This window comes from Bradyrhizobium sp. NDS-1, from assembly GCF_032918005.1.
In the GTDB taxonomy this organism is placed as follows: Bacteria; Pseudomonadota; Alphaproteobacteria; order Rhizobiales; family Xanthobacteraceae; genus Bradyrhizobium; species Bradyrhizobium tunisiense.
This window is the reverse complement of record NZ_CP136628.1, coordinates 4,314,931-4,337,109: the sequence shown is the minus strand read 5'-3', so window position 1 is coordinate 4,337,109 and position 22,179 is coordinate 4,314,931. Positions and strand designations below refer to the sequence as shown.

Genomic DNA, 22,179 nt, shown 5'->3' with positions numbered 1-22,179 from the left:
GCCACAAAGGTCTGAGGCGGCTTCATATTTTTTCGCCCGCCCGGCCAAAACCGAGGACGGAAACCGCCATGCCAGCCTATCGCTCCCGCACCACCACCCACGGCCGCAACATGGCGGGCGCCCGCGGCCTCTGGCGCGCGACCGGCATGAAGGATGCCGATTTCGGCAAGCCGATCATCGCCGTCGTCAACTCCTTCACCCAGTTCGTGCCCGGCCACGTCCATCTGAAGGACCTTGGCCAGCTCGTCGCCCGCGAGATTGAGCAGGCCGGCGGCGTCGCCAAGGAGTTCAACACCATCGCGGTCGATGACGGCATCGCCATGGGCCATGACGGCATGCTCTACAGCCTGCCGTCACGCGAGCTGATCGCCGACAGCGTCGAGTACATGGCCAACGCGCACTGCGCCGACGGCCTCGTCTGCATCTCCAATTGCGACAAGATCACGCCCGGCATGCTGATGGCCGCGCTGCGGCTCAACATCCCCGCCGTGTTCGTCTCGGGCGGGCCGATGGAGGCCGGCAAGGTCAAGCTGGCCGGCAAGACCAAGGCCGTCGACCTCATCGACGCCATGGTCGCGGCGGCCGACAGCAAGGTCAGCGACGAGGACGTCAAGGTGATCGAGCGCTCGGCGTGCCCGACCTGCGGCTCCTGCTCGGGCATGTTCACCGCCAATTCGATGAACTGCCTGACCGAGGCGCTTGGCCTGGCGCTGCCCGGCAACGGCACCGTGGTCGCGACCCATGCCGACCGCAAGCGCCTGTTCGTCGAGGCCGGCCACACCATCGTCGACCTGGTCCGCCGCTATTACGAGCAGGAGGACGCGAGCGTGCTGCCGCGCAACGTCGCGAATTTCAAGGCGTTCGAGAACGCCATGACGCTCGACATCGCCATGGGCGGCTCGACCAACACCGTGCTGCATCTGCTCGCCGCCGCCCATGAAGGTGAGGTCAAGTTCACCATGCAGGACATTGACCGCTTGTCGCGCCGCGTGCCCGTGCTGTGCAAGGTCGCGCCGTCGGTCGCCGACGTGCATGTCGAGGACGTGCATCGCGCCGGCGGCATCATGGGCATTCTCGGCGAGCTCGACCGCGCCGGGCTGATCGACACCTCGGTCTCGACCGTGCATGCGCCGACTATGAAGGACTCGCTGGAGCGCTGGGACATCAAGCGCTCCAAAAGCGAGGCGGTCCGCACCTTCTTCCGCGCCTCGCCCGGCGGCATCCCGACGCAAGTCGCCTTCAGCCAGGAGCGCCGCTACGACGAGCTCGACGCCGACCGCGAGAAGGGCGTCGTGCGTGACCTCGAACACGCCTTCAGCAAGGACGGTGGCCTCGCCGTGCTCTACGGCAACCTCGCGCAGGACGGCTGCATCGTGAAGACCGCGGGCGTCGACGCCTCGATCCTGAAATTCTCCGGTCCCGCGCGCGTGTTCGAAAGCCAGGACGCGGCGGTCGAGGGTATCCTGGGCGGCAAGGTCGTCGCCGGCGAGGTCGTGGTCATCATCTATGAGGGCCCGCGCGGCGGCCCCGGCATGCAGGAGATGCTGTATCCGACGAGCTATCTGAAATCGATGGGCCTCGGCAAAGCCTGCGCGCTCGTCACCGACGGACGCTTCTCGGGTGGCTCCTCGGGCCTCTCGATCGGCCATCTGTCGCCGGAAGCGGCGGAAGGCGGCAACATCGGACTGGTACAGACCGGCGACATCATCGCCATCGACATCCCCAACCGCAGCATCACGCTGGAGGTCTCCGACGAGGAGCTCGCCAAGCGCCGCGCGGCCGAAGAGGCCAAGGGCGATGCCGCCTGGCAGGCGCAAGGCCGCAAGCGCAACGTCTCGACCGCGCTGCAGGCTTACGCTGCGCTCACCACCAGCGCCGCGCGCGGCGCGGTGCGTGAGGTGAAGCGGCGTTCGAACTGAGTACGCGCCGTTCGCCTCGCGCGCATGGTCAACAAGATCTGAACGGCCGGCGAAAGCCGGCCGTTCGCATTAAGGATGCCTCCACGAACTTCGGCAAAGCAGCGTTTTGCTGCGTATACTGCGGCGACCTTCGCAAATCCATTTCGGGCAACTGGGGCACCACCACAATGTCTCGCACTCTCGCCGTTGTTTTCTCGACCGCCGTCGCCGCGATTTCCATGACGGGCGCAGCCTCCGCCGGCTGCTACAATTGCTACACGCCGCCGCCGTGCACGACCTGCTATCAGCAGCAATACGTGCAGCCGCAATACCGCACCGTCGACGAGACCGTGATGGTCTCGCCGGGCTCCGTCGTCGCGCATCGCACGCCGGCGCAGTACCGCACCGTGATGGTGCCGCAGACCGTGATGGTCGCGCCGCCCAGCGTCCAGTACCAGCGCATCCCGCCGCAATACGCCACGCGCCAGCGCGTCGAGATGGTCTCGCCGGGCTATTCCTATTACGCCCCGGTGCAGATGAACTGCGCGTCCTGCGGTTACTGAGTCCGGCGCAGGTCGAAGACCATTCACGCGGCGCTCCCTTGCGGGGCGCCGTTTTCTCTTGCGTGATGAGGAGGTGTTTGAACCGGTAAGCGTGGATCGACACGAAACGAGATGAGCTTGCCTTCGGAATCCATTCCGCAACCGCAACTCGGTCTGGTCGCCGGTCTCGTTGCCTCGATCGCCTGCGTGTTTGCAATTGCCTGGTCGGTCGGTTCGACCGACCGCGTCACCTATCTCGGCCCGGACCACGGCCAGGAACAGACGATCGCGCAGGTTCGCCTTAAGACGCTGCCGGAAGGAAGCTATGTGATCGAGCGGGGCGCGATCTACCAGGCCATGCGGGCAGGGTGCCGCTATGACCTCAATTTCAGCCCTCAATTCGGCCGCCATGTCAGCGACCGCCAGAGAACCAAATACATCCGAAGCGCCGTGCTGGTTGATTGCCCGACTGGCTAGGGCAGGCTGAAATGCGAGTTGGACGCACCTCGTCAGCTGCCGTTGCTGCGCCCCCGCCCGCACAGGTTTGGACCCGAGGCGAACTTGGCGTTGCCTTGCGCGGTCGACTGCGTTAAGCGACAGCCATTACGGGTTTTGGAAGGGTGGCCGAGTGGTTTAAGGCACCGGTCTTGAAAACCTTAGACGGCCGTTTCGACTGATCCCCGCTGGTGCCGAATAGGCCTATCTAATCAGCACTTATGGTGCTCCAACGTCCCGCCACGTACCGAGCGATTCCGCCTTGTACCCACCTGTTGGGTGGCAATCGCGGTGGCAAAACGCATGGCCGGCTAAAGTTGAAATGCCCGGGACTGGCCCGGGCACCTGGATCGCACTATTGAACGAGAAACTGATTAGACTCCCGCTGAGGCAGTGTGGATCACCGACTCGACCAATTGGCGCATCACGAGAATATCCCAATCGGCATCCTCATCGCTTTTCTGCCAATAGGTTGGGGCGCCGAAAGCGGCGAGGCGGGCCTTCACCGCGAGACCGGCAACCGTTCGGGCGGGAGCAGCGAGAATGGCGCGACACACTGGACCAGCCTCAGTCAGAATGTCGTCGGGATGCTCCCAATTCGGCGCCGTGTCTTCGGCCCATTTTGCCTCCGAAGTCGCGAGCCGATGGGCGAACGCATCCAGCTGCTGCCCGAGCGCGATCAGCTCTGCGTCAGGGGTCTGATAGACACTCCCTGCAGGTTGTGCGAGGGCGAGCGTGCTAGCGCTGACGATCATGGTCATAAACGATCTCCGATTGCTTCCCAGCGCCCGCGGCCAAGAACTTTCGGGAGACGGGATCGGTTCACGCGGCGAGCCGCCTAGCTGGGTTGCTTGCCGGCCGCTGGCCGAATCCTCCGAACGCGTTGAAAATCGATCAGCGCCGGCGGCGCTGGGCGCTATGATGTTTAAAGCCTGTGGCATGGGTCGCTCCGTGTCCCGGGTTAGAGCCGGGGCGGAAGCTGAACCCTTCCCCTCGGCTTGCATTTTTGGTAATACATATTTATGGCGAAGTCAATTAAGGTAATACCTAAAAAACGAGGACGCCCGGCGACAGGGCGCGATCCGGTGACGGCTATCCGCCTGTCGAAGGAACTGCGCGCTGACGTTGACGCATGGGCTGCGAAGCAGGGCGACACCCCCGGGCGCTCTGAGGCTATCCGCCGGCTGGTAGAGATCGGGCTCAAAAAGGGCTGACCGGCGCGTTTGCACACCCCCAAGAGAGCGCCGTCCGCGATCTCAAGCTATCGCGCCGAAATCTACGGTCTCGCCTAAAGGCTTCCAAACAAGCCAAGGTTGCACTAGCATCGGTGCATATTGCAGGCCAGAGGGATTTCCAATGCGCGCTGTGTTCTTGAGTTTTGCGGTTCTGCTGTCGATTATTGCGGGCAGAGCGGTTGCTGAGCCGCCGAAGGAAATTGTCACCAACAACGAGATCAAGCTGCGCGCAGAGGACGCGCGCACCTTCGCCTTCGAGGAACCGTTCGGGCGGCTGTCGCTCACCGTCGAGGGCGTTGCGCAGATCGTGCCGGAGACAGACCGAGCCTTCACGTTGCGCGGCCTCAGGCCTGGGCGCACCTTGCTGACCGCCTATGCGCCTGATGGCCGCGTGATCCATCGCGCGGTGGTGATTATCGAGCAAACGCAGGGCTACGTCAAAATCTACGGGACGAAGGATCAGGCCACTGGCGCGCTCGCCAAGGACTTCTTCGGCTACTACTGCACCGATACCGGTTGCGGGCGCGTCGATCCGGACAAGGTTCCGACCCGGCCTAGTCCCGAGCAACCGCTGGGAACGACGGTTTCTGAAACCCGGCAGCAGCAGGACGGCCATAGCGTGACCATCCAGCGAAACTATCCCGGCGAGGGACCGGCAAGTCTGGGTGGCCCCCCAGCGGCGAAAAATTAGTAAGCGCCAAGTTTGAACTCCGGAGCGGCTGTAGGTTTCGCGCCGGCGCTTAAGGTTTGTCAACTCAGCGACACACACCATGTCGACGGCAATCCAGTTCCGAGGCAAACCGAAGGCTGCAAGCTGGGCGTCCGCTGCCATCATAGTGGCGGCGATCCTGCTCGGAGTGGCGCACCTCTGGAGCTCTCCGAGTTCGCCGATCGCAATCTTTCCAGTCGACGGCGATACAGTGCGGCACCAGGGTCAGATTTATCGCCTGGTCGGCTTCGACACGCCCGAGCGCGGCAACAAGGCGAGGTGCGAAGACGAGCGCCGTCGCGCCGAGGCTGCGACGGATCGTCTGCGGCAGCTGATCGCTGGTGGCGATACCCGGCTGCAGCGCGTTGCCTGCGCGTGTCGGCCGGGGGAGGAGGGCACAAATCGCTGCAACTACGGCAGGCTGTGCGGGGCATTGACGATCGGCGGACGTGACGTCGGCGAGATCCTCATCGGTGAGGGGCTGGCGCACCGATATGTCTGCAGCGGCACGCGATGTCCGCCGCGACAGCGCTGGTGCTGAGAGATCTGGCTGAATGCGAAGTAGATGCAATGCGATCCAGTGCGCGCAGTATCAATCATCATCATCAGTCTCGGCGCGGCCTTGGATTAAGTTCAGGGCGCCCCTGTAGAGAAATGGCGTCCAGAATGTGGGATCTTCACGCGTACCGCGCTCTTCGAAAAAGCCGAGATCGACAAGTCTCCTTGCCTTGGTGAGAGCTTCCTCTTGGGAGATGCCCCAAAGGTCAGCGAGGCTTTGCGCCGTTTGAGCTGTTTTTTGGCCCTCAAGTCTGGATACGAAAGGCTTTTCATTTGGATATTCAGCGTAAAGATATTGGTTCAGGCGAGCATTCGATACAGTCGGTAAGGCCATCTTGAAAACCGACCGGTCGAACAGCAGATCGTCCGCCGGCGCCTCGCCGCCATTTTCCAGCCTTCGAATTTCTTGTTCCAATATGACATTCAGCAAATGGATCAACTCGCGAGGCGCGGTCTTCCTAGTGCCGTCAGCACAGCGGGTGACCAGCCATTTGAATGTAGATGCTTTCTGTGGTCCCTGATCTACCTGCTTCGGGAAGAACCTATAGAAGGTATCTTCTTGGGCTCTTGCATTTCCAAGAATTGCGTTCACGTCCAAGCCAAATTCCTGCACCAGAGCTTCGTTTTTTAGTAATCGCTTCATAATCAAATTGAGCAAGGTGGGCTCCGCCCACTCAAGCACCACATAGCGGATCAAGTGGCTGGCTTCCCTCATACCGCCGTCCATGATTCGCTTCCAAATGTCTTCTCTCAGGAAGATCTTGAGCGCTAGGCGGCCAGTATTCTTTAGATCGGAGTATGCGCGCATCAGTGCACGCAGTGCATTCGCCTCAAGTTCGTGATTGTCCACGAATGCGACGTCGAGGCGATCAAGCAGCACCCAAACTGTGAGGTTGTTGGATTCTAGGACTTCGTCTAGGTCAGAAAATAGGCCGTCGATCGATACTACGCCGGCTTTGCGTAAATCTTGGTTTGGCTCGCGCAACACTATCTTGCCAGTTACGCCTACGGGCAACAAAGTATGAGGGTCAATCTTCATGCCGCCTTCTAGAGATTCCGCGGCAGAAAGCTTCCGAGCGTAATCATGAGCAGCGCGGAGGATACTTCTCAGGTTTAATTTTGCCTCAAGCAGCCCGGCAGCTTCCAAAATACCATAGATTCGGTTGGCGCCGGATCCAGAAATCCCAAAATCTCGGATCTGCTGGGCGATCAATGTAATTATGTACAACTTCCAGAGCGCGACGAATTCTTGTTCGCTCGTTGGAGGCTCGGTCGACAGATCCTTGAAAACCGTTCCCCCTCTAGGGTTTTCTGCCGGAATTAGAAGGATGCCGTTATCGAAGAAAGGACCCGTCCTGCTTAGAAGCAACGAATAGATAGCGCTCTTGCCAGAACCCTTTTCGCCTCTGACAATATCGATCTGCCCCTTCTCCATGCGAGCCCATTGATGAGTTTCCACGAAATATCGTTCGAGCTCGCCAATTTCATCTTCAGCTACTTGGAGTCCAAAGGTCAGCTGCTTCAACAGATCGACTTTCTTCACCTCGCCGCTCCCCCTGTATCGCCCGGGGCATTTCACACCTATTGAACGGGAAGAGTCCATGAAATAATTCGCTGTCAGGTTGCGCCTGGTCTACTTGCGGTCTCGGTCGATGGCCTCCGCGCCATGGCAGTCAAGCGCATCCTGCAGGCACGGCCTTGTAAAGCGCAACCATGGCGTCGGCATCCGCCACCGCTGGCGCGATGTTGTCATTGGCCCGGCAGGCCTCGTGCAGCGCAATCGCGGTGGCCCGGTCCTGCACAAAAGCGGCGTTGCCGCGGAAGTCTTCGCCTTCCTTCATCGCATATCGAATGACGAGAAAGCGAAGCGCGTCTCCCTGGGGCCATGCGGCGACATAAAAGTCGTATGTAGCGACGAACGCCGCCAAGTCTGCGGTGACGTCATCGCGCAGCAAGATCAGGCCCGCCGCGGCTTTCTCCACGGCTGCGCTGCAAATCGCAAGAGCGAGATCGGTCAGCTCGCCACTGTCGCCGTGTCTCACCGCCCATATTCCCAGCTTGGCGCCGCGCCGGCGCTGGCGTTGGCGGCATCGCGCGCCGCGGCGCTCATCTTCCGCGCGACGTCCTCGGTCGTCATCATGCGGAAGTCGCCGTGGTTAGTGCGCAGGTCGACGTCGTAGTGACCGGCCGCGCCGCCGGCGGCGGGTGCGATGTTGTCGAGCTGCGGCGCAGGTCCGCTCAGCGAGGGCACATCGAGCATTCCGCCCTCGGCGAAATGCGGGAAGCTGGCCGTCATGCCGGCAAAGGCGGATAGGTTGCCGACCGCGCCACCGCGGGCGAAATGTGCAGGACGAACCACCCCGGCCGACGTGATCAGACCGCCGGTCGCGATCTCCGGCCCTTGAGGATTGAACAACCGATAAACCCAATCCTGGTCTTTCCGAAGCTGCTCCGCTTTCCGCTTCCTTTCCCGCTCCTCCTCTTCCTCCGCCCGCACCCGCCTCATGGCCGCCACTAGGTCAAACCCGTCAACTTGGCCGCCAGAGGCGAACCCTCTCACGCGCGAAACCATCCGCGAAATGAAACCACCACCCGCATAATTGCCGGCGTTGAGCCAATCCAGCCGACTGCGCCCAATCTTGCGCGCCGAACTCGCCTTGATGACGTATTCGCCATCCGACAACATCGCTGGAATGCTGTCGGAGGTTGACGTGCCGGGCCCGGAGAGGTGCCCACCGCCGTCGAGATGGCGGATCAGGCCGCCGCCGGCGGCGGCCTGAACGGTCTGGGGCGCCGCCGCACTGGCTGCCTTGATGCTGCTGATGCTGTCGAGCAGCGCCGATGCGAACTGCTTCAGCGCGCCACTGGCATCGGCAACGTCGCTGCCGATCGTGCCGCTGCCCTCGCCGCGAATGCCGATGCCGTCCACCGGCCCCTGGATCCGGTTGTCCTGCTGCGGGCCGAGGCTGCCCGCCTTGTCGGTGATGCCCTGCACCAGGCCGCGCAGCGCGTCCTGCAGCGCCGTGCCGAGGCTCGCGAGCTGCTGAGCGCTGTCGACGGCACCGAATTGCTGCGGCGGCTGGGTCGGCTGCGTCTGCTCCGGCGTGAACACCGGCGACGGCCGCTCCGGCGCGATCAGGAAGCCGCCGCCCTCGCGTTCGGGGGAGAGGCCTCGGTCCTGGAACGATTTCAGTTCCTGCTGGCGTCGCTCGAACAGCGCCGCGCTGTCATCTGCAGGGCCCAGGAGCGCCTTGGGCGAGACGCTGTCGAGGAAAGAGGACGGCGGCGCGAGCGCGCTCGGGCCTTCCGTGGGCCGCGCCTTCTCCTGCAGGGCCCCCGGATCCGTCAGCGCCTTGCCGAGGAAGCCGCCGACCGTGGATCCGAGCCCTTGCCTGATCAGGTCGCCGCCGATGCCGATCGTCCCGCCGGTGATGCTGCCGAGGGTCGAGCCGATGGCACCGGCGAAGGGGATCGGCGTCTTGTCGCCGATCGCGCGGCCGATCTCCGATCCCTTCTCAATGCTGGCCCCATTCCGATTGATCAGATCGGTGGCCTTGGAGATGCCGCCGGAGAATTGGTCGATCTGCTCGGTCAGACTCTGGTTGATTTGCTTGCCGGCGGTGTCGCCAAACGACTTGTCCAGGCGTTCGGCACTGGACTTCAGGCCATCGAGAGCATCGCTGACGCCCCGCGCGGCTTGCGCATCCTTGAGCGCCTGAGGCTCATCCTTTGCCACGGCATCGAAAAACTTGTTCGGCGGGATCGGCTCAGTGCGGCCAAGCTTGTCCTTCCGATCGAGGAACAGCGCGAGCTCCTCGGCGTTGCCGAACCCTCGACCAACGGTGCCTCCGAGAGCTCGGGCTAGTCGATTGGCGGCCGATGGTGACGTCCGGTCGAATGCTCGCACCGCGTCGGCGGTGAGGCCCGGGGCCGCCTGGCCCTGCCCGACATCATGAGGCTGAAAAATGCTCCCGAGAAGCTGATCAACCGCGCGCTTGGCGTCTTCCGGTTTGGTCTTGTCGAGACGGGTGCCGGCAAGCAGAGCACGCTGGGCCGCCGCGAACTCCTCGACGGTCGCCGCCGGACCGAACACCTGCTTGCCGCCCTGAAAGACGCGCGGATGCGGTTTTTCATTCTCGGGGGGCACGTAACCTGGAGGATGAATCAGGCCGGCCTGAACATCCTCTTCTGCGCGTTGTTTTCGATTGGCACCGAGAAAATTCTCGAATCCTTCCTGCAATTGAGATGGACTGGTGCCGAGCTTTTTTGCGCTTTCATTCAGAGCGGCCACCGCCTTGCTGCCACCGCCGAGCGACTTTAGCCGCGCCTCTGTTTTCTCGCTTTCCTCGCGCACCTTGGCGAGGTGCAGGGCGATACCCGAAAGTACCGTGCCAAGGGCGGCCGGCCCTGCAGCACCGGAGAGACCGGAGAGTAGGCCTCCGCTCCCTCCAAACAGCCCGCTGAGCCGCGCCAGCCCGGCCTGCTCGAGCAGCGGCGCGAGGCCCCCTCGCACGCCCTCCAGCGGTTTGGCGAGCTTCTCCAGCCGTGAGCCGGCGGCGCCGACCTGCTTCTCGATGTCCGCCAGCGACTTCTTCCCGGCCTCGCCGACGGCGGCCAGCTTGCCCTTGATCTCCTGATCGCCTTCCAGCGCGATCGAGAGCAGGATCTCGTTCTTCTTAGCCATGGGGGCTAACCTCCTTGTTCCGGCAGGAAAGGCTTGCCCGCCTTTCGAGCGGCGCCCTTCAGTTGGTTCAGCTCAGCCAACAGGCGCAGGTATCGATCGCGCATGGCCTCAGCCTGCTCGACCGGAATCCACTTCCCATCGACGAACACCCGTTCGCGATCCCCGTTCGAACAATCATCGTGCGCCGTTCGAACGACTGCCGTTCGAACGATGGGCGACGGCGGTTTCCGCCGGTGGGCCATCGATTGATCGACCGTCTCGGCAATCGCGCGCTGAACGTCCGCAATGTCAAATTTTCCAAGCGAATTCCGACGGATATGGCCCGCCTTCTCCAGATAGTGGAGCCCCGACTTCGATCGCCCAAGGATCTTCGCCAAGGCGTTTAGAGAGACCGACGAAGCCGTGCTGTTGCTCATGGTGTTCGATCAATTCGGGCTTCTGGCGCTAGCGAAGTCGGGCGCTTCGTTTCCCCGCATTGTCCTAATCGCTGGAAGGTAGCTTTTGATTTGGGTGCGCCCCCGGGAAAGGCCGGAGGGAGGGAGCGCCGCATGCTTGAGCACGACGCCCCCTCCCGAGTGATGCGCGACGAACTCGGCGATGTTCCGCAGGCGGTCACGGGGGAGAATGCCCCTTTTTCCTGCGGCCGCTGTCCCTGCCTGCCGCGCAACACGGTTCAAATCTCCGCCAAGGGCGGCATGGTGGCATCCAAGCCGAGCACGACGCGCACGTCGGCATCACCGCGCCGATAGACGGGCATGTCAGCCTGTTCGGCCTGCCGGATCAGGGCTTCCTCAACGCGCTCTGCCGCGAGCAGCTTTGTGAGCAGCTCGGCTTCTCCGCTCGCGCGGTCCTCCGCCGACAATGCGTTTGCGTCGTCCGCGTACAAGTCGATTTCGCGATCGATGGCGGCGACGATGCTGTCCTTGAAGGCCCACATCATGATGCCGAGGGCGTCATTGATGCCGCCAAATGCCGCGGCGCCCGCGTTCGGGATCGGGACCTTTTTGCCATCCACGGTTACGCCGCCCACGACCTCAGCGGTGATGCCGGCCTGAGGCCACAGGATCGCGTCACCGTGGTCGATAGCCTGGGCAACCTGCGGGGCTTTGGCCGTGGCCTCGACGAGCTGCCTGGCCGCGAGCTTCACGTCGGCAGAGCGGCGCGGGCGGGCGCGATGCTCTCGCAGATCAGCAAGGATTTCAGCGACGCTTTGTCGGGCATCCGCAATCGCCTGCTTGAGGTCGCCGGGCTTCTTGCCGGCGGCTTTGCCATCGTGGAAGGCGAACCCGGCGCCGTTGTTGAGCGCAAAGCGAGCGTACTCCCGGCAGCGATCAAAGAGCCGATCCAGCGCTTCAAAGCGCGGCTGCGATGCAGCCAACTTGTCGCTGATCTTGGCGAGCTGCTTGTCGATGCGCGCCTGATCCGCACGAAGTTTCTTCAGCGTCGGATGATCCTCCGACATGAGGTTGGTGACGCTGTAGCGTTCGGCCACCGCCGGTTCGGTGTTCATCCGAATCTGGCTGACAATGGCGCCGCGCTGCTGGATCAGGTCTTGCTGGTCGTCGACCAAGTTTCGCCGCGCCGCGCGAACCTCGTCGAGATCCTCCTCGATGCGGTCGATTGTCGCCTGCACGGCTTCCGGCAACCGCCCGCGAATGAGGCTAAAGCTCGCGTTGATCGGGCCCATGGCCGATGAGGGTTGAACGGATTCAAGGCTGCGATTCAGTGCGCCCTGAAGCTCGGTGGTTCGAGCAGCCGTTGTGGCGTCGTGGTGCTCGAAGGCCTGCACCGCGCGTTGGAATGCGGCATCAGCCTGTGGCGACATGGCGACCGCATCAGCGCGGCGGGCCGCGAAAGCGATGCGGGTGAAAGTCGCCCTGGCATCTGCGGTTGCCGCCGAGGCGGCGGCTTCATCGGCCAGGCGCGCCATGTCGAGCGAACCCGCCATGCTGGGTTGGCGCCGCGGGGGAAATTCGATGGTCATTCAGAAAGCTCCTTGAGGTGAGGACCTTGATTCGTACCGAACATGCCTCAATCCCGTGGCGACGAGCTCACCGAGCTGGTCGCCAAAATCTCTCGAATGCGTCGGCCTGAAAGCGGCCGGTCGACTGCCTTCAGGATTTCCCAGCAGCGCCCGCGCAGCGATTGCCGGTAGTTGATGCTGGTGGCTGTGCGGTCGCGCTTCCAGTCGGGCCCGGAACGGTACCTGGCCAGGCGCTCGGCGAGCTGCTCGGCGGCAGTGGCGGCCAGCAGCGCGGGAAAGAATTCCGCGATGGTGACGCAGATCAGCCGATCGCGGCGCTCCTGTGCCGCCCGGGCGGCCGGACTGCGCTGACCGGGCAGCGTCGGACTAAGCAGCAACGTGGCGATACGCAACGCTGAGGCGGCCGCTTGGCGCTCGTGGTCTGTCAGCTCGGCGCCAGCCTCGAGTGCTGCGGCGAGGTGGCGAAGGTCGGTTGTCGCCTGCTCGGGCGGAGGAGCGCCAGCGGCCCCCGAAGGGCCGCGGGGGGCGCTTCGATCGCCCCTAGGGGTGTGGGGGGATTGAACACAGCCGATCGAAGGGGGGATCGAAGGCGATTGAACGGGGGATGCAATACCCGATCGAAGGGGGGATCGAACCGGCTGAAGGGCGATCGAAGGGGGGATCGAAGTGCAGCGGGATACCATCACCGCACCCTCTCGATGTGGCTCACGGTGCGGCTCTGGGGCCCGGTGATGACGGTGGTGATCTTGCCGCTGGTGTACAGGCGCTCCATCGCGGCTACGAAGGCCTTGTCGGTCACGCCCACCGCCTCGGGATCGTTGACGAACTCCGCCGGCGCGTAGCCGCGGCCTGGGTGGGGGCGCACCGGCCGGCCTTGCGCGTTTCGCCTGTCGAGGATCCGCAGGAAGAGCTCCTCGACGTCCCGCTCTGCAGCGGCCAGATGGTGCGACGGCGCGCCGCCAATGCCTTCCGGAACGAACGTGAGGCCATCCCAGCGCAGGGTAACCTTCTCACCCTTCGGGCCGCGGTTGCTCTTCGTCACCTCGAGCACGCGGGCATCCTGGTCGTCTTTGTCCTCGGTCAGGCTCAACATTGACCTGACCGAGTTGCGCCAATCGACCGAGTTCGCGGTGCCACTGCCGTCGGCCATACCGCGCACGCTCGGGTGATCTAGCAAGACGATTGCGGTGTCGTGCTCTCGCGCGATCTTGCGCAGCATTGCGAGGAACGCCCGAACCTGACGGCGCGCGATCGCGTCGCCGTCGAAGACCGCAGCAATGCTGTCGATTACAACAAGGCGAGGGCGGTGCTCCCGGATCCACGCTTCGAGCCAGTCCAGCAAAGGGGCTTTGGTGAGCCTGCCATCCTTAAGGGCGTGAACGAGCCATGTGTTCTCAAGGTCAGGAAAAACAAGATGCAGATTGGGCAAATCGTAAGGATCGATGCTGCGGTGTTTTGCGATGCGTTCAATGCGGTCGCGGATGTTCTCCTGCGGCTCCTCGCAGCTCAGAAACAGCGCCACGCCGTTTTCGATCGTGCACCCTAGCCAATCGGCCAGGCCCGCTGTCACGGCGATCAGCAACTGCGTGTAGATCTCGGTTTTGCCGCTTCCGCCGTTGCCGGCGCCAATGGTCAGGTCGCCCGATGGGATTCGGGCATGAGCAAGCCACCGCTGTTTCGTCGGCTCAGTGCCTTTCCATGCTGCTGGGGTGAGGATGAGCAAGCCGGATGATGATTTGCCAGTGTCGTCGTTCGGCGACGCGTGCGCCGTTTCAATCGCCGCGGCCATCACGTTTTCGATGGTGTCCGGCCCGTGCGCCTTCACTAAGTCGGCGTTTTCCGCGGCCTCCCAGAGGCCCCCGGGAATGTCCTCGTCGTCAAGAAGGCCGTGATGTTGCAGGCGCGTGTAGCGCTTTGCCAGATCGACAAGCCCGATCAGCGCGCGGTCGCCCTCGAGGCTGCGAAGGTAGTGCTGGCGCTTGGCGAACTCGGTGCGCGCCCTGATCGGTGTCATCTCCGCCAGAGGCGGGAAGGAGATCGCGTTCACGGCGCCTCCGCCAGCTCAAGCGCAATCGCGATAGGTCCGCGGACACTGTGCTTGATCCTCTCGACGTCGACGCCATGCTGCAGCAACAGCGAGACGAGAACCGCGGCGGTCTCAGCGCTGGCCTGCAATGGTGTGTTGAGCTTGTCGGTATCGAGAAAGATTTCGGCTAATCGGCCGTCGGCATAGCGACTGGCGGTGGCGCGGTAACGGTGTCCCTCGTGCTCGAAATTGAATGCGATGGAAGGACGCTTGTTGGGGAGCATTTCGCGCTTCATGCGGTGATCTCCCCGTAAATCATCGGGGCCACCACTGCGGCCATTGAGCGGGTCATTGCGCACTGCCGAACCAGGCGCGCTGCTTGTAGTTGGGCGAGGGGAGGGCTACATTCCGAGCCGACCGAGCTGGGGAGCATCGGATCCATCTTCGGAGAAGCCCCGTCCTTTGCGGCGGGGCTTGTCATTTATGCCATCCCGAGTTTCTTGCGAAGCGGTGCGGTGGGTACCTTCAGGAGCCGGCCTACCCGGATGGTTTCTATCTCGCCGCGCTTTGCGGCTTCGTAGCTCGAGTTGCGGCTGAGCCCGTAGCAGATGCGGCCCACGTCGGGCACCTCAGCCGTAGGCTTCGATAGCAGCGCCTCAAGCTCTTCGTTCTTTAGCATTGGCTTCTCCTTTCCCTGAAGCTGCTCCGGCGCCTTCTCGACGGGGCGCTGGAAAGTGGGGCCATAGTTGGCCTCGGCGTAGGAGAGGTGCTTCGTCCCAAATAGTCAACCTTGAGCCATGGTTGGCCCCAACAAAATTTGTAGGGCCACTTGCGGCCCCATCTTGTCCGTGCCAGATTGTCCCATTAAGTCTCACAATGAAGGGCAGGCGATGGCCAAGAAACCGACTGAATTGGTGAAGTTGAACCTGCGGTTCGACGAGGGATTGAGAGCGATGCTCGAGAAGCGCGCCTCGAAGAGTAATCTTTCCCTCAATGCCGAAATCGTGAGCCGGCTGGAAAGATCAATTGAAATCGAAAAGCTTCGTGAGGAACGTCTGGCGGATCTCCGCGACTACCTCTCGTCGGAATGGGGAACGGACGTTTTTAATATTGCCTTGAGCACGGCGAAGGCGCTGGCGAGCATCGAGCGTTTTACCAACAAGCGGTGGGTAGAAGATGAGCGCACATTCAACTTGTTCAGCATGACGCTGCTCCAACTGGCGAAAAACTACCGCGACTTAGTGCTTCGCAACTACTCCCAGGAGGAGAGGCGTCACGGAAATTGGTTTGCTGAAGCGAAAACTGATGAGCAGCTCGCACAAGTATTTGCGGAGCTAAGCGGCATTGCCTCGCCATATCCGAGACCCGACAAGGACCCAGAATATCAGGCAGCCGACCGCGCGAGCAGCTTGAACGAATTTAAGCGCAAGATCGCGACGAGTCGTCCGTTGCCGGGAGATAAACAATGAAGGGGCACATTCGCCAACGTGGCAAACGATCGTTCGAGCTGAAGTTTGATGCCGGCCGCGATCCCGCCACGGGCAAGCGAAAAGTCCAATACCATTCCTTCCGCGGCACCAAGCGCGAGGCCCAGGTTAAGCTCGCCGAGTTGATCGCGTCGGTCAGCCAAGCCAAGTACGTCGAGCCGAACAAGGTGACGGTGGCCGAGTGGGTGCGCGGCCGCGTCGACCACTGGGAAGCTGCCGGAGTTATCAGCGCTAGGACCGCCGAACGGTATCGCGAGCTCGTGGAAAATCAGATCGTCCCGCACCTCGGCGCAAGGCCTCTTCAAAAACTGCGAACTCTCGACATCGAAAGTTGGCATACGACGTTGCGCAACGGGGGCAGGGCTGACGGGAAGGGTGGTCTCGCACCACGAACCATCGGTCACGCTCACCGCGTACTTGGCAAGGCGCTCCGCGATGCCACAAAGAACGAGTTGGTGATCAAAAATGTGGTCGCCGACGAATCCGCGCCGAAGGTCGACGACGAGGAAATGGTCATCGTCAAGGATGTCCCGGCGTTCATCGAGACGCTGCGCGGCCATCGGCTCTTTGTCCCTGCGATGATTTCGCTGTTCACCGGCATGCGCCTTGGCGAAGTGCTTGGCATCCGTTGGGGCCGCCTGGATCTCGACAAGAAGATCATCCAGGTGCGGGAGGCGATCGAAGAGACCAAGGCACACGGCATCCGGCTGAAGGCGCCGAAAACCAAAGCCGGACGGCGCGACATCACGTTGCCCGATTTGCTCGTCGAGACGCTTCGCGACTTCCGCAAGGAACAACTGGAGCTGCGGCTCAAACTCGGCGCCGGACGGCTTCCTGATGATGCACTGCTGTTCGCCGGCCTCGACGGAGCCTTGCCGTCCCAGAAGCGCCATAGCAAGGCGTGGAGCGACTTTCAGCCGGAGATGGGCTTTCACAACCTGCGCCACACGCACGCGTCCCAGCTCATCGACGCTGGCGTGGACATCGTCACCATCTCGAAGCGGCTCGGCCACGCAAAGCCGGACATCACCTTGCGCGTCTACTCGCACTTGTTTAGGAACGACGACAGCAAGGCAGCGGCGGCGATCAACGCGGCCTTGAGCGGATAGGGTGGCAATCGGGTGGCAGTTTCGCTGTCTGTTCTATCCGCGAGGGGTGCTAAGCCCTTGAAATAATTGCTTCGGAAGGGTGGCCGAGTGGTTTAAGGCACCGGTCTTGAAAACCGGCGTGCCCGCAAGGGTACCGTGGGTTCGAATCCCACCCCTTCCGCCAAAAGATCAGAAAAATCAAATACTTAAGTGCATATCCTGGTTTCAGCGCACAATCAAACGTACAATGGGTTGCAATCCTCGCCGGCTCGACATCGAGTCAATATGTCGCACGTTGGCGCTCCAGACTGAAGACCCCGTCGAGCGCGCCGCGCTTCTGGAGATCGCCGACAACTACAGGAAAAGGCAACTCGCCAAGGCGAGACCTAACCCATGAAAGCATTTCTCACTTGCCTCACTTGGGCATCGGTCATCGTGGCCGGAGCATCGGCAATCCTGTGGTTCATCTCAGCCTCAAAATGGATGAACGAGTACGCCGATGACCAGAAAGAGACACGTTCGGATCGAATGATCTTCACCAGGAATGGTCGCAAGATCGATCTCGTAGGCACAACCGCGAACCAGTCTCGTTGGAGCGCTTACGCGGCCATTGCAACGGGTATTGTTGTGCTTCTCCAGGCAATCGCCGCAGGCATTGGCCCGCCAGCGTGAACCGGCGGGCCTGTGCACCTTCAGACCGAGGAAGCAGTAGCAACGCCGCACACCACGTCGACCACCATGCGGTCGTAGTCGGTCATTTCCGCGCCCCCCTCTGGGACATCCTCGAAGAACCATTCCACCATTAGCGCCGCCTTCGCCTGGATAGCCCCGGGTGTCGCGGGATCGGCATCGATGATGATTTTCTGTGTCGGCACCACTTGATTGAAATAGACGTCGTTCAAGTGGTCCTCCGCGGCGCGGAAGCCGGTTTTTATCTTCAGTTCATCGCAGATGGCCTTGTGCTCGTCTGCAGCCTTCAGGGCCTCATCCAGCCGGCGTTGCTTCCATTCATCTGGTACACTCTTGAACAGATGTACGAACTGCTCTTTCGGCTGAGCAAGCTCGATATCCCACTCCATGCTGCTCGGGCCGGCAACATCGGGTCCGATGTATTCCCAAGCGAGCTGCGGCACGCCCCGCATTTTCGCCAAGTCAGTCGGGTCCAAGATGGTGCCATCTTTGGTTTTCCATGGGCGGATGTTCAGACCGTCCATAGGACACCAGCGCAACGCTTCGGGCCAGGCGGGGCGGCTCTTATGGTACACGGGAAAGGTCTCATCCCAACGGGCCTGCGCGGCGTCATAGACGGGCTTGAGCTCGCGAAGCTTCTCCAGCGCCGTGATCAGCGTAGTGTCTGGTGCAGCGTGGACGGGGGTTGCAGTTGCGGTAAGTGCGGTGGCTCCAACGAGCATATTCATCAGTGTCCTCCTGTTGATTGCAGCCCCGGGCAAAGGAATCTCTCTGACGCTGGAAGGTTCGCGTTCGTTTTTGACTCCCTGATCCGCGCTGGCGGAATTTGTCAGAATCAATGGAGGTGACGAAAATTGACCGGCGCCTGGGGCGCTGGTGTGTAGGCTGGTCATGGCTGTGCTTCCTTCGGCTTATCAAGGCCGTAGCCGGTGTCAGACCGGCAGCCGGGAGTTGATAACCTGCGAAGCGACAGGCGGCGGCGCTTTTAAGGGTTTCCCCTCTGGACATGGCGCGGCCCTCCCGGCCATAATGGCCAGGTTGGGGCGCACGCCAATGCGCCACCAGAATTCGAACCGCCGCCCGACGCTGCCAGGCGTCAGGGCAATTCCTGCCAGGGAATGCGGTCTATAGCTTCGTCCGGGTTATCAAGCCCACGGACAGCCTGCTCCTGATTTGGTTAAAAATCCACCCCTTTCGGGGGCGCTTCGGCGCGTGTAGTGTCCGACGCAACCAGAGGGGGAATTCATGAAATCAGCAGTTGTCGTGGTCTTGTTGGTTGCACTGACAGCCGTGAATGTAGGGGCTGCGCTTGTCAATTTTGCGAGTAAAGCTCGCGCCGATGTGGCCGGGATGGATTATATGGAGCTGAAGCGAGATCGCGATTTCCGGCGAGCTGTACAGTCCATTGTGGAGGGCTGCAGCCTGAACGGTAGTATGCTCTCTTGCTAGCTCGCCCAAGACCCATCGAGCTTTTGCCTGCCGCAGGTCTCTTGGCTGGTTGGGCTACCTATCGCTGGCTCACTTCTTAGTAGGTGCCGCGCTAACGGGACTCTGAGAGAGTGGGACCGACGCCAGGCACTCACTCATCGCCCTCGATGACGCGGTGGACACGAGTAACGACGTACCCCTTGGGTACGCCATCAACCAACTGAACGTCGGCATCAATGATGTAAGTGGTGTCGTTGAGCGGATTTGTCTGGCCCTGCACCATCTGCTCTTTGAGGCCGGCGTCTTCCACAAAGTACACTGGCAGAGCCTTCTCCGTGACCGACGGAATTATCGCTTTGTCGCTCGTGCGGCCGGCGCTCTTGCCGGCAGATCTGCTAGCCTGCTGGAAGAAAAGCATGGCCTCGCGAATTGACTTCGTAGACGAGGGCTCGTCGGGCTGCGGGGGAGGCAGCGCCGGGTTGACTAGCTCCGCATCTATGGTGAGCGCCGCGCGGTTGAGTTCTGTTTCATCAAAGCGATATTCGAGGATTGTCGATTTTTCTCCATCGCGGCGCTCAAATCGGGCGTGCGAGATTTTCAAGTCAGATCCGCGGCGGCCGACAAGCGGCTTGATGAATTCTTTGATATCTCGTGCGTCGTCAGTCGACGGAAGATCCGCTTTTGCTGGGATTTCTGCGCCTGAAAAAGCTCGAATAGTTTTGGCTACGCGATCAGTGAAGTTCGCAATCACTACGGCTTGCTGCATGAATGGCACGGCTTGGCCGAGCATCACGACATACGGAACGATTTCCGCGATGACGCTTCCATTTTCCAGCTTGGAGATGAAGAGGCGCGGAGTCGTGTCAGCATCTTTGGTCTCCCCGTGATGCCGCGCGTAAAGACGCGCAAGGGCTGCGAAGCTTGCGCCGAGGCCCTCAAGATCAATAGGACCGCCAGGATCAAGCTGGATTATCATCCGGTCTGCTGTATCTTCAACGGTGGCTGGGGCGGGTGCGATCATGAGGCGATACTACACGACCCTACAACCGATGAAAGGGCGGCGGCCTTCGACGTTAGTCATGAGAATAGCTCGCCGGCTTCGATCGGCCGCGCGCCACGTCGTAAGTCTTTCCGCCAAGCTCATCCACCGGCGTCATCCCGAAGCTGAATTTTACTTCAGGATCTGCAACGCCATAGAGGTGATACATGTTGGCGCTGTCGATCTTGCGCGACTCCGCCGGGTACAACTCCAACGCCTCGCACTCAGGCCCGAGCAGCTGGTTTTTGATGTTCTGAAATAGCCGCCATTCCCGGCTGATCGGCTCACCGTCGCGCCTCTCGATGCGGAGCTTAAACCAGCCAGAACCAAGCTGGATTTTCAGGACCAGGAAGACCGCGTTTTGCCAGTACTCGGCCGTGGATTCCACCGCGAGCAATTTGAGGGCGTCCTCACGCGAGCCACGCGTCATCAGCAGAGCGATATCCTCCTCGGAAGGAGGCGGGGTCTCGATGCGCTCCAACGGCTCCCAGGCTGCCGTCATCGTGCGAGCTCCGGACTCAACTCCCTGATCCTCCCCACCCGCTGCTCACGGCTCAGCGCCGGGCACCTGTCGGCATTCCACAGGTGCTCGAGCTGGAGGCGGATCGAGTAGTCGTCCAGGAGCGTGCAGCCCCGATCGAGGCCGGCCGCAGGCTCCGCAGCTGACGCCGAACTCACAACTTGACCATCGCGTTCAAGAACGACGACGGCTGCATGTTGTTGTGCGAGCCGCCGCCGCCGGCCGTTGCGGTCTTATTGTCGTTGGCAGTGCCGCTGACGGAGCCGATCGTGATTCCGGTGGCATTGGATGAAGTGGTCGACGGCGTCGTGCTGACGTAAGCCGGGACGCCACCCGACATCGGCTTTTGCTCGGTGTTGTTTGCAACCGAATAAGTGTGAGTGTGGCCCGGATCTTTGAGATAGACGCTATGCTGGTGCGATGGGATTTCCGTCGTTTGCAGCTGATGCGTCTCCGCGCCCGCCGTCACACCCAGATCTCGTGACGTCAGCCCAGAACCAGCGCCTGCGATAGCCAGCGCACGCCCAAGCACCTTCGGCAGCGCGATCCGGCAATGGTTCGCCCATGCTGTTGCGGCGTTCACCTGCGCCGCGCGGGTCGTCCCAGCACCTGCGCTGGTCGTGATCGCCGCGTTGGCATCCACGAAATTGTCGTACATCAACGTGAACAGCGCCTGAGCGGCGACGTTGGCATAGGTCGCGCCCGAGCTCCCATCGCCGATCGTGCCGTCATCGAACATGCGCCAGCCGATGTCTGGCGTCGCTTTCAGGGTTAGCTTGATATCGCCCGTGGTGAAAGTGGCGCTGGTTGCCGTGGCTGCGGCAGCAACCGCGGTAGCGGCTGCGTCGACGGCTTCAGCGGCAGCGGCAGTGGCGGACTGCGCGCCCAGCGCTACGAAAGTGATCGCCGTGCTGTCGATGACGATCTCGCCCGCCGTCGAGACCGCGTACTCGTATTGCGCATTGACGGCGCCGGAAACGACATAGACCCGAGACCCGGAAACGATGTCGTAGGCGCCATCGAAATCCTTGGTGCGCAGCCAGTTGCCCGACGAAGCCTCATAGATACCGTTTTCAGACCCGGTCGATTGAGCCCTCACCAGAACGCGGTCATGCTCGACCAGCGTCACGCCGTCGATCGTCTGCAAGCCGGATAGCGTGACGTTGGCCGTGGTCGCAACGCGGCATGGCGCCTTGACCGCGGTCCCTTCGGCCACGGAGTATCGTCGGTCGATGATCGCCATCAGGAAGCCGCCCGCGCGTGCAGCTCGGTGCTGATGTAGTGCGCCGCGTCCGGCTTGGTCTTGAAGCCGTCCTTCATCAGCTTGCCGTCGGCCTTGCGAACCACAGCCAGGCGCCGCAGCACATCCCCCGTGTTCTCGATCGTGTAGCCGTCGGCCTCGAAGTCCTTCGTCTCCGCGGCTTCCACTTCGGTCTCGATCAGGGTCCTGAGCTCGACGCGGCCGGCGACATGATCCGAGGCCACGGCCATGAGGAGGCTCCAGAACGTGAGGTTTGCCGACCGAACCTCGACCAGGTCGCCCATCGTGAACTTGTTGGCGACGCCCTTGAAGAAGCCATCGCTCTTTACGTCCGCGATCGTCTCCTCGGAACGCATCGTATAGGACCATTCGCATCGAGCGTATGACGCACCAATGAAGCGCTTGGGATCAGCCAGCGGCTTCTTGACAGGCGACGGAGGGCCGCCGGCCGATAAGGCCACCATCTCGGCGTGGAATCTGCCCTTTGCCGCCGCGTTCTGCTCGTCGCGAAACTTCACTTCAGCTGCGGTCATGC

24 protein-coding genes and 1 tRNA gene are annotated in these 22,179 nt (G+C 62.0%); 10 read left to right on the top strand and 15 right to left on the bottom strand.

What is annotated here, in order from left to right:
- Nucleotides 1-68 precede the first annotated feature (68 nt).
- The 3 genes from ilvD to RX330_RS20480 all read left to right on the top strand — a co-directional run bounded on the left by ilvD (nucleotide 69) and on the right by RX330_RS20480 (nucleotide 2,917).
- Complete coding sequence (gene ilvD / locus RX330_RS20490) at nucleotides 69-1,919, top strand: dihydroxy-acid dehydratase (protein WP_317239601.1); 1,851 nt, start codon at nucleotides 69-71, stop codon at nucleotides 1,917-1,919.
- 218 nt (nucleotides 1,920-2,137) lie between these two features.
- Nucleotides 2,138-2,461, top strand: a complete 324-nt coding sequence (locus RX330_RS20485; protein WP_212087263.1) for a hypothetical protein — start codon at nucleotides 2,138-2,140, stop codon at nucleotides 2,459-2,461.
- 111 nt (nucleotides 2,462-2,572) lie between these two features.
- Nucleotides 2,573-2,917 carry a hypothetical protein gene (locus RX330_RS20480; protein ID WP_317239600.1) on the top strand — a complete coding sequence of 115 codons (345 nt, stop codon included), beginning with the start codon at nucleotides 2,573-2,575 and terminating at the stop codon, nucleotides 2,915-2,917.
- A gap of 392 nt (nucleotides 2,918-3,309) precedes the next feature.
- Here the strand turns inward: RX330_RS20480 and RX330_RS20475 are convergent, their stop codons facing one another.
- Nucleotides 3,310-3,696 carry a hypothetical protein gene (locus RX330_RS20475; RefSeq protein ID WP_317239599.1) on the bottom strand — a complete coding sequence of 129 codons (387 nt, stop codon included), beginning with the start codon at nucleotides 3,694-3,696 and terminating at the stop codon, nucleotides 3,310-3,312.
- A gap of 595 nt (nucleotides 3,697-4,291) precedes the next feature.
- Here RX330_RS20475 and RX330_RS20470 point away from each other — a divergent pair.
- A complete protein-coding gene (locus RX330_RS20470; RefSeq protein ID WP_317239598.1) occupies nucleotides 4,292-4,861 on the top strand; it encodes a pilus assembly protein N-terminal domain-containing protein in 570 nt (189 codons plus the stop codon).
- 79 nt (nucleotides 4,862-4,940) lie between these two features.
- Nucleotides 4,941-5,420 carry a thermonuclease family protein gene (locus tag RX330_RS20465; RefSeq protein ID WP_317239597.1) on the top strand — a complete coding sequence of 160 codons (480 nt, stop codon included), beginning with the start codon at nucleotides 4,941-4,943 and terminating at the stop codon, nucleotides 5,418-5,420.
- 51 nt (nucleotides 5,421-5,471) lie between these two features.
- On the opposite strand, the gene RX330_RS20460 is transcribed toward RX330_RS20465, so the two are convergent.
- From RX330_RS20460 to RX330_RS20420, 9 genes are all read right to left on the bottom strand, one after another.
- Complete coding sequence (locus RX330_RS20460; protein WP_317239596.1) at nucleotides 5,472-6,980, bottom strand: P-loop ATPase, Sll1717 family; 1,509 nt, start codon at nucleotides 6,978-6,980, stop codon at nucleotides 5,472-5,474.
- Nucleotides 6,981-7,110: 130 nt separating this feature from the next.
- Nucleotides 7,111-7,479: a hypothetical protein gene (locus RX330_RS20455; protein WP_317239595.1), complete on the bottom strand. Its 369-nt coding sequence runs from the start codon at nucleotides 7,477-7,479 to the stop codon at nucleotides 7,111-7,113.
- Nucleotides 7,476-10,121: a hypothetical protein gene (locus RX330_RS20450; protein WP_317239594.1), complete on the bottom strand. Its 2,646-nt coding sequence runs from the start codon at nucleotides 10,119-10,121 to the stop codon at nucleotides 7,476-7,478. Before RX330_RS20450 ends, RX330_RS20455 begins: the two co-directional genes overlap by 4 nt.
- Before the next feature lie 5 nt (nucleotides 10,122-10,126).
- Entirely contained in the window at nucleotides 10,127-10,537 is a 411-nt protein-coding gene (locus RX330_RS20445) for a hypothetical protein (protein WP_317239593.1), read from the bottom strand.
- A gap of 257 nt (nucleotides 10,538-10,794) precedes the next feature.
- Nucleotides 10,795-12,105 (bottom strand): hypothetical protein, encoded by a 1,311-nt coding sequence (locus tag RX330_RS20440; protein WP_317239592.1) that lies wholly within the window; start codon nucleotides 12,103-12,105, stop codon nucleotides 10,795-10,797.
- Between the two features lie 47 nt (nucleotides 12,106-12,152).
- On the bottom strand, nucleotides 12,153-12,497 hold the full coding sequence (locus RX330_RS20435) for a hypothetical protein (protein ID WP_317239591.1): 345 nt from the start codon (nucleotides 12,495-12,497) through the stop codon (nucleotides 12,153-12,155).
- A gap of 290 nt (nucleotides 12,498-12,787) precedes the next feature.
- Nucleotides 12,788-14,152, bottom strand: coding sequence for an AAA family ATPase (locus RX330_RS20430; protein WP_317239590.1), 1,365 nt, complete (start codon nucleotides 14,150-14,152; stop codon nucleotides 12,788-12,790).
- The gene (locus RX330_RS20425) at nucleotides 14,149-14,427 is read right to left on the bottom strand and encodes a hypothetical protein (protein WP_317239589.1); all 279 of its coding nucleotides are present in this window, start codon (nucleotides 14,425-14,427) and stop codon (nucleotides 14,149-14,151) included. The genes RX330_RS20430 and RX330_RS20425 overlap by 4 nt, the downstream gene beginning before the upstream one ends.
- Nucleotides 14,428-14,612: 185 nt before the next feature.
- Entirely contained in the window at nucleotides 14,613-14,810 is a 198-nt protein-coding gene (locus tag RX330_RS20420; protein WP_317239588.1) for a DNA-binding protein, read from the bottom strand.
- Between the two features lie 211 nt (nucleotides 14,811-15,021).
- Here RX330_RS20420 and RX330_RS20415 point away from each other — a divergent pair, with 211 nt between their 5' ends.
- The 4 genes from RX330_RS20415 to RX330_RS20400 all read left to right on the top strand — a co-directional run bounded on the left by RX330_RS20415 (nucleotide 15,022) and on the right by RX330_RS20400 (nucleotide 17,378).
- Nucleotides 15,022-15,600, top strand: a complete 579-nt coding sequence (locus RX330_RS20415) for a hypothetical protein (protein ID WP_317239587.1) — start codon at nucleotides 15,022-15,024, stop codon at nucleotides 15,598-15,600.
- Entirely contained in the window at nucleotides 15,597-16,727 is a 1,131-nt protein-coding gene (locus tag RX330_RS20410; RefSeq protein WP_317239585.1) for a site-specific integrase, read from the top strand. Before RX330_RS20415 ends, RX330_RS20410 begins: the two co-directional genes overlap by 4 nt.
- Before the next feature lie 73 nt (nucleotides 16,728-16,800).
- Nucleotides 16,801-16,890 (top strand) — tRNA-Ser (locus RX330_RS20405).
- A gap of 209 nt (nucleotides 16,891-17,099) precedes the next feature.
- The gene (locus tag RX330_RS20400) at nucleotides 17,100-17,378 is read left to right on the top strand and encodes a hypothetical protein (RefSeq protein WP_317239584.1); all 279 of its coding nucleotides are present in this window, start codon (nucleotides 17,100-17,102) and stop codon (nucleotides 17,376-17,378) included.
- Nucleotides 17,379-17,398: 20 nt separating this feature from the next.
- Here the strand turns inward: RX330_RS20400 and RX330_RS20395 are convergent, their stop codons facing one another.
- Nucleotides 17,399-18,124: a hypothetical protein gene (locus tag RX330_RS20395; RefSeq protein ID WP_317239583.1), complete on the bottom strand. Its 726-nt coding sequence runs from the start codon at nucleotides 18,122-18,124 to the stop codon at nucleotides 17,399-17,401.
- 517 nt (nucleotides 18,125-18,641) lie between these two features.
- Here RX330_RS20395 and RX330_RS20390 point away from each other — a divergent pair.
- Nucleotides 18,642-18,845 carry a hypothetical protein gene (locus RX330_RS20390; RefSeq protein WP_317239582.1) on the top strand — a complete coding sequence of 68 codons (204 nt, stop codon included), beginning with the start codon at nucleotides 18,642-18,644 and terminating at the stop codon, nucleotides 18,843-18,845.
- Nucleotides 18,846-18,975: 130 nt separating this feature from the next.
- Here the strand turns inward: RX330_RS20390 and RX330_RS20385 are convergent, their stop codons facing one another.
- The 4 genes from RX330_RS20385 to RX330_RS20370 all read right to left on the bottom strand — a co-directional run bounded on the left by RX330_RS20385 (nucleotide 18,976) and on the right by RX330_RS20370 (nucleotide 22,177).
- Nucleotides 18,976-19,845 carry a hypothetical protein gene (locus RX330_RS20385; RefSeq protein ID WP_317239581.1) on the bottom strand — a complete coding sequence of 290 codons (870 nt, stop codon included), beginning with the start codon at nucleotides 19,843-19,845 and terminating at the stop codon, nucleotides 18,976-18,978.
- 52 nt (nucleotides 19,846-19,897) lie between these two features.
- Complete coding sequence (locus tag RX330_RS20380) at nucleotides 19,898-20,365, bottom strand: hypothetical protein (RefSeq protein WP_317239580.1); 468 nt, start codon at nucleotides 20,363-20,365, stop codon at nucleotides 19,898-19,900.
- A gap of 172 nt (nucleotides 20,366-20,537) precedes the next feature.
- Nucleotides 20,538-21,512: a hypothetical protein gene (locus tag RX330_RS20375; protein ID WP_317239579.1), complete on the bottom strand. Its 975-nt coding sequence runs from the start codon at nucleotides 21,510-21,512 to the stop codon at nucleotides 20,538-20,540.
- Between the two features lie 113 nt (nucleotides 21,513-21,625).
- The gene (locus RX330_RS20370; RefSeq protein ID WP_317239578.1) at nucleotides 21,626-22,177 is read right to left on the bottom strand and encodes a hypothetical protein; all 552 of its coding nucleotides are present in this window, start codon (nucleotides 22,175-22,177) and stop codon (nucleotides 21,626-21,628) included.
- Nucleotides 22,178-22,179 lie beyond the last annotated feature (2 nt).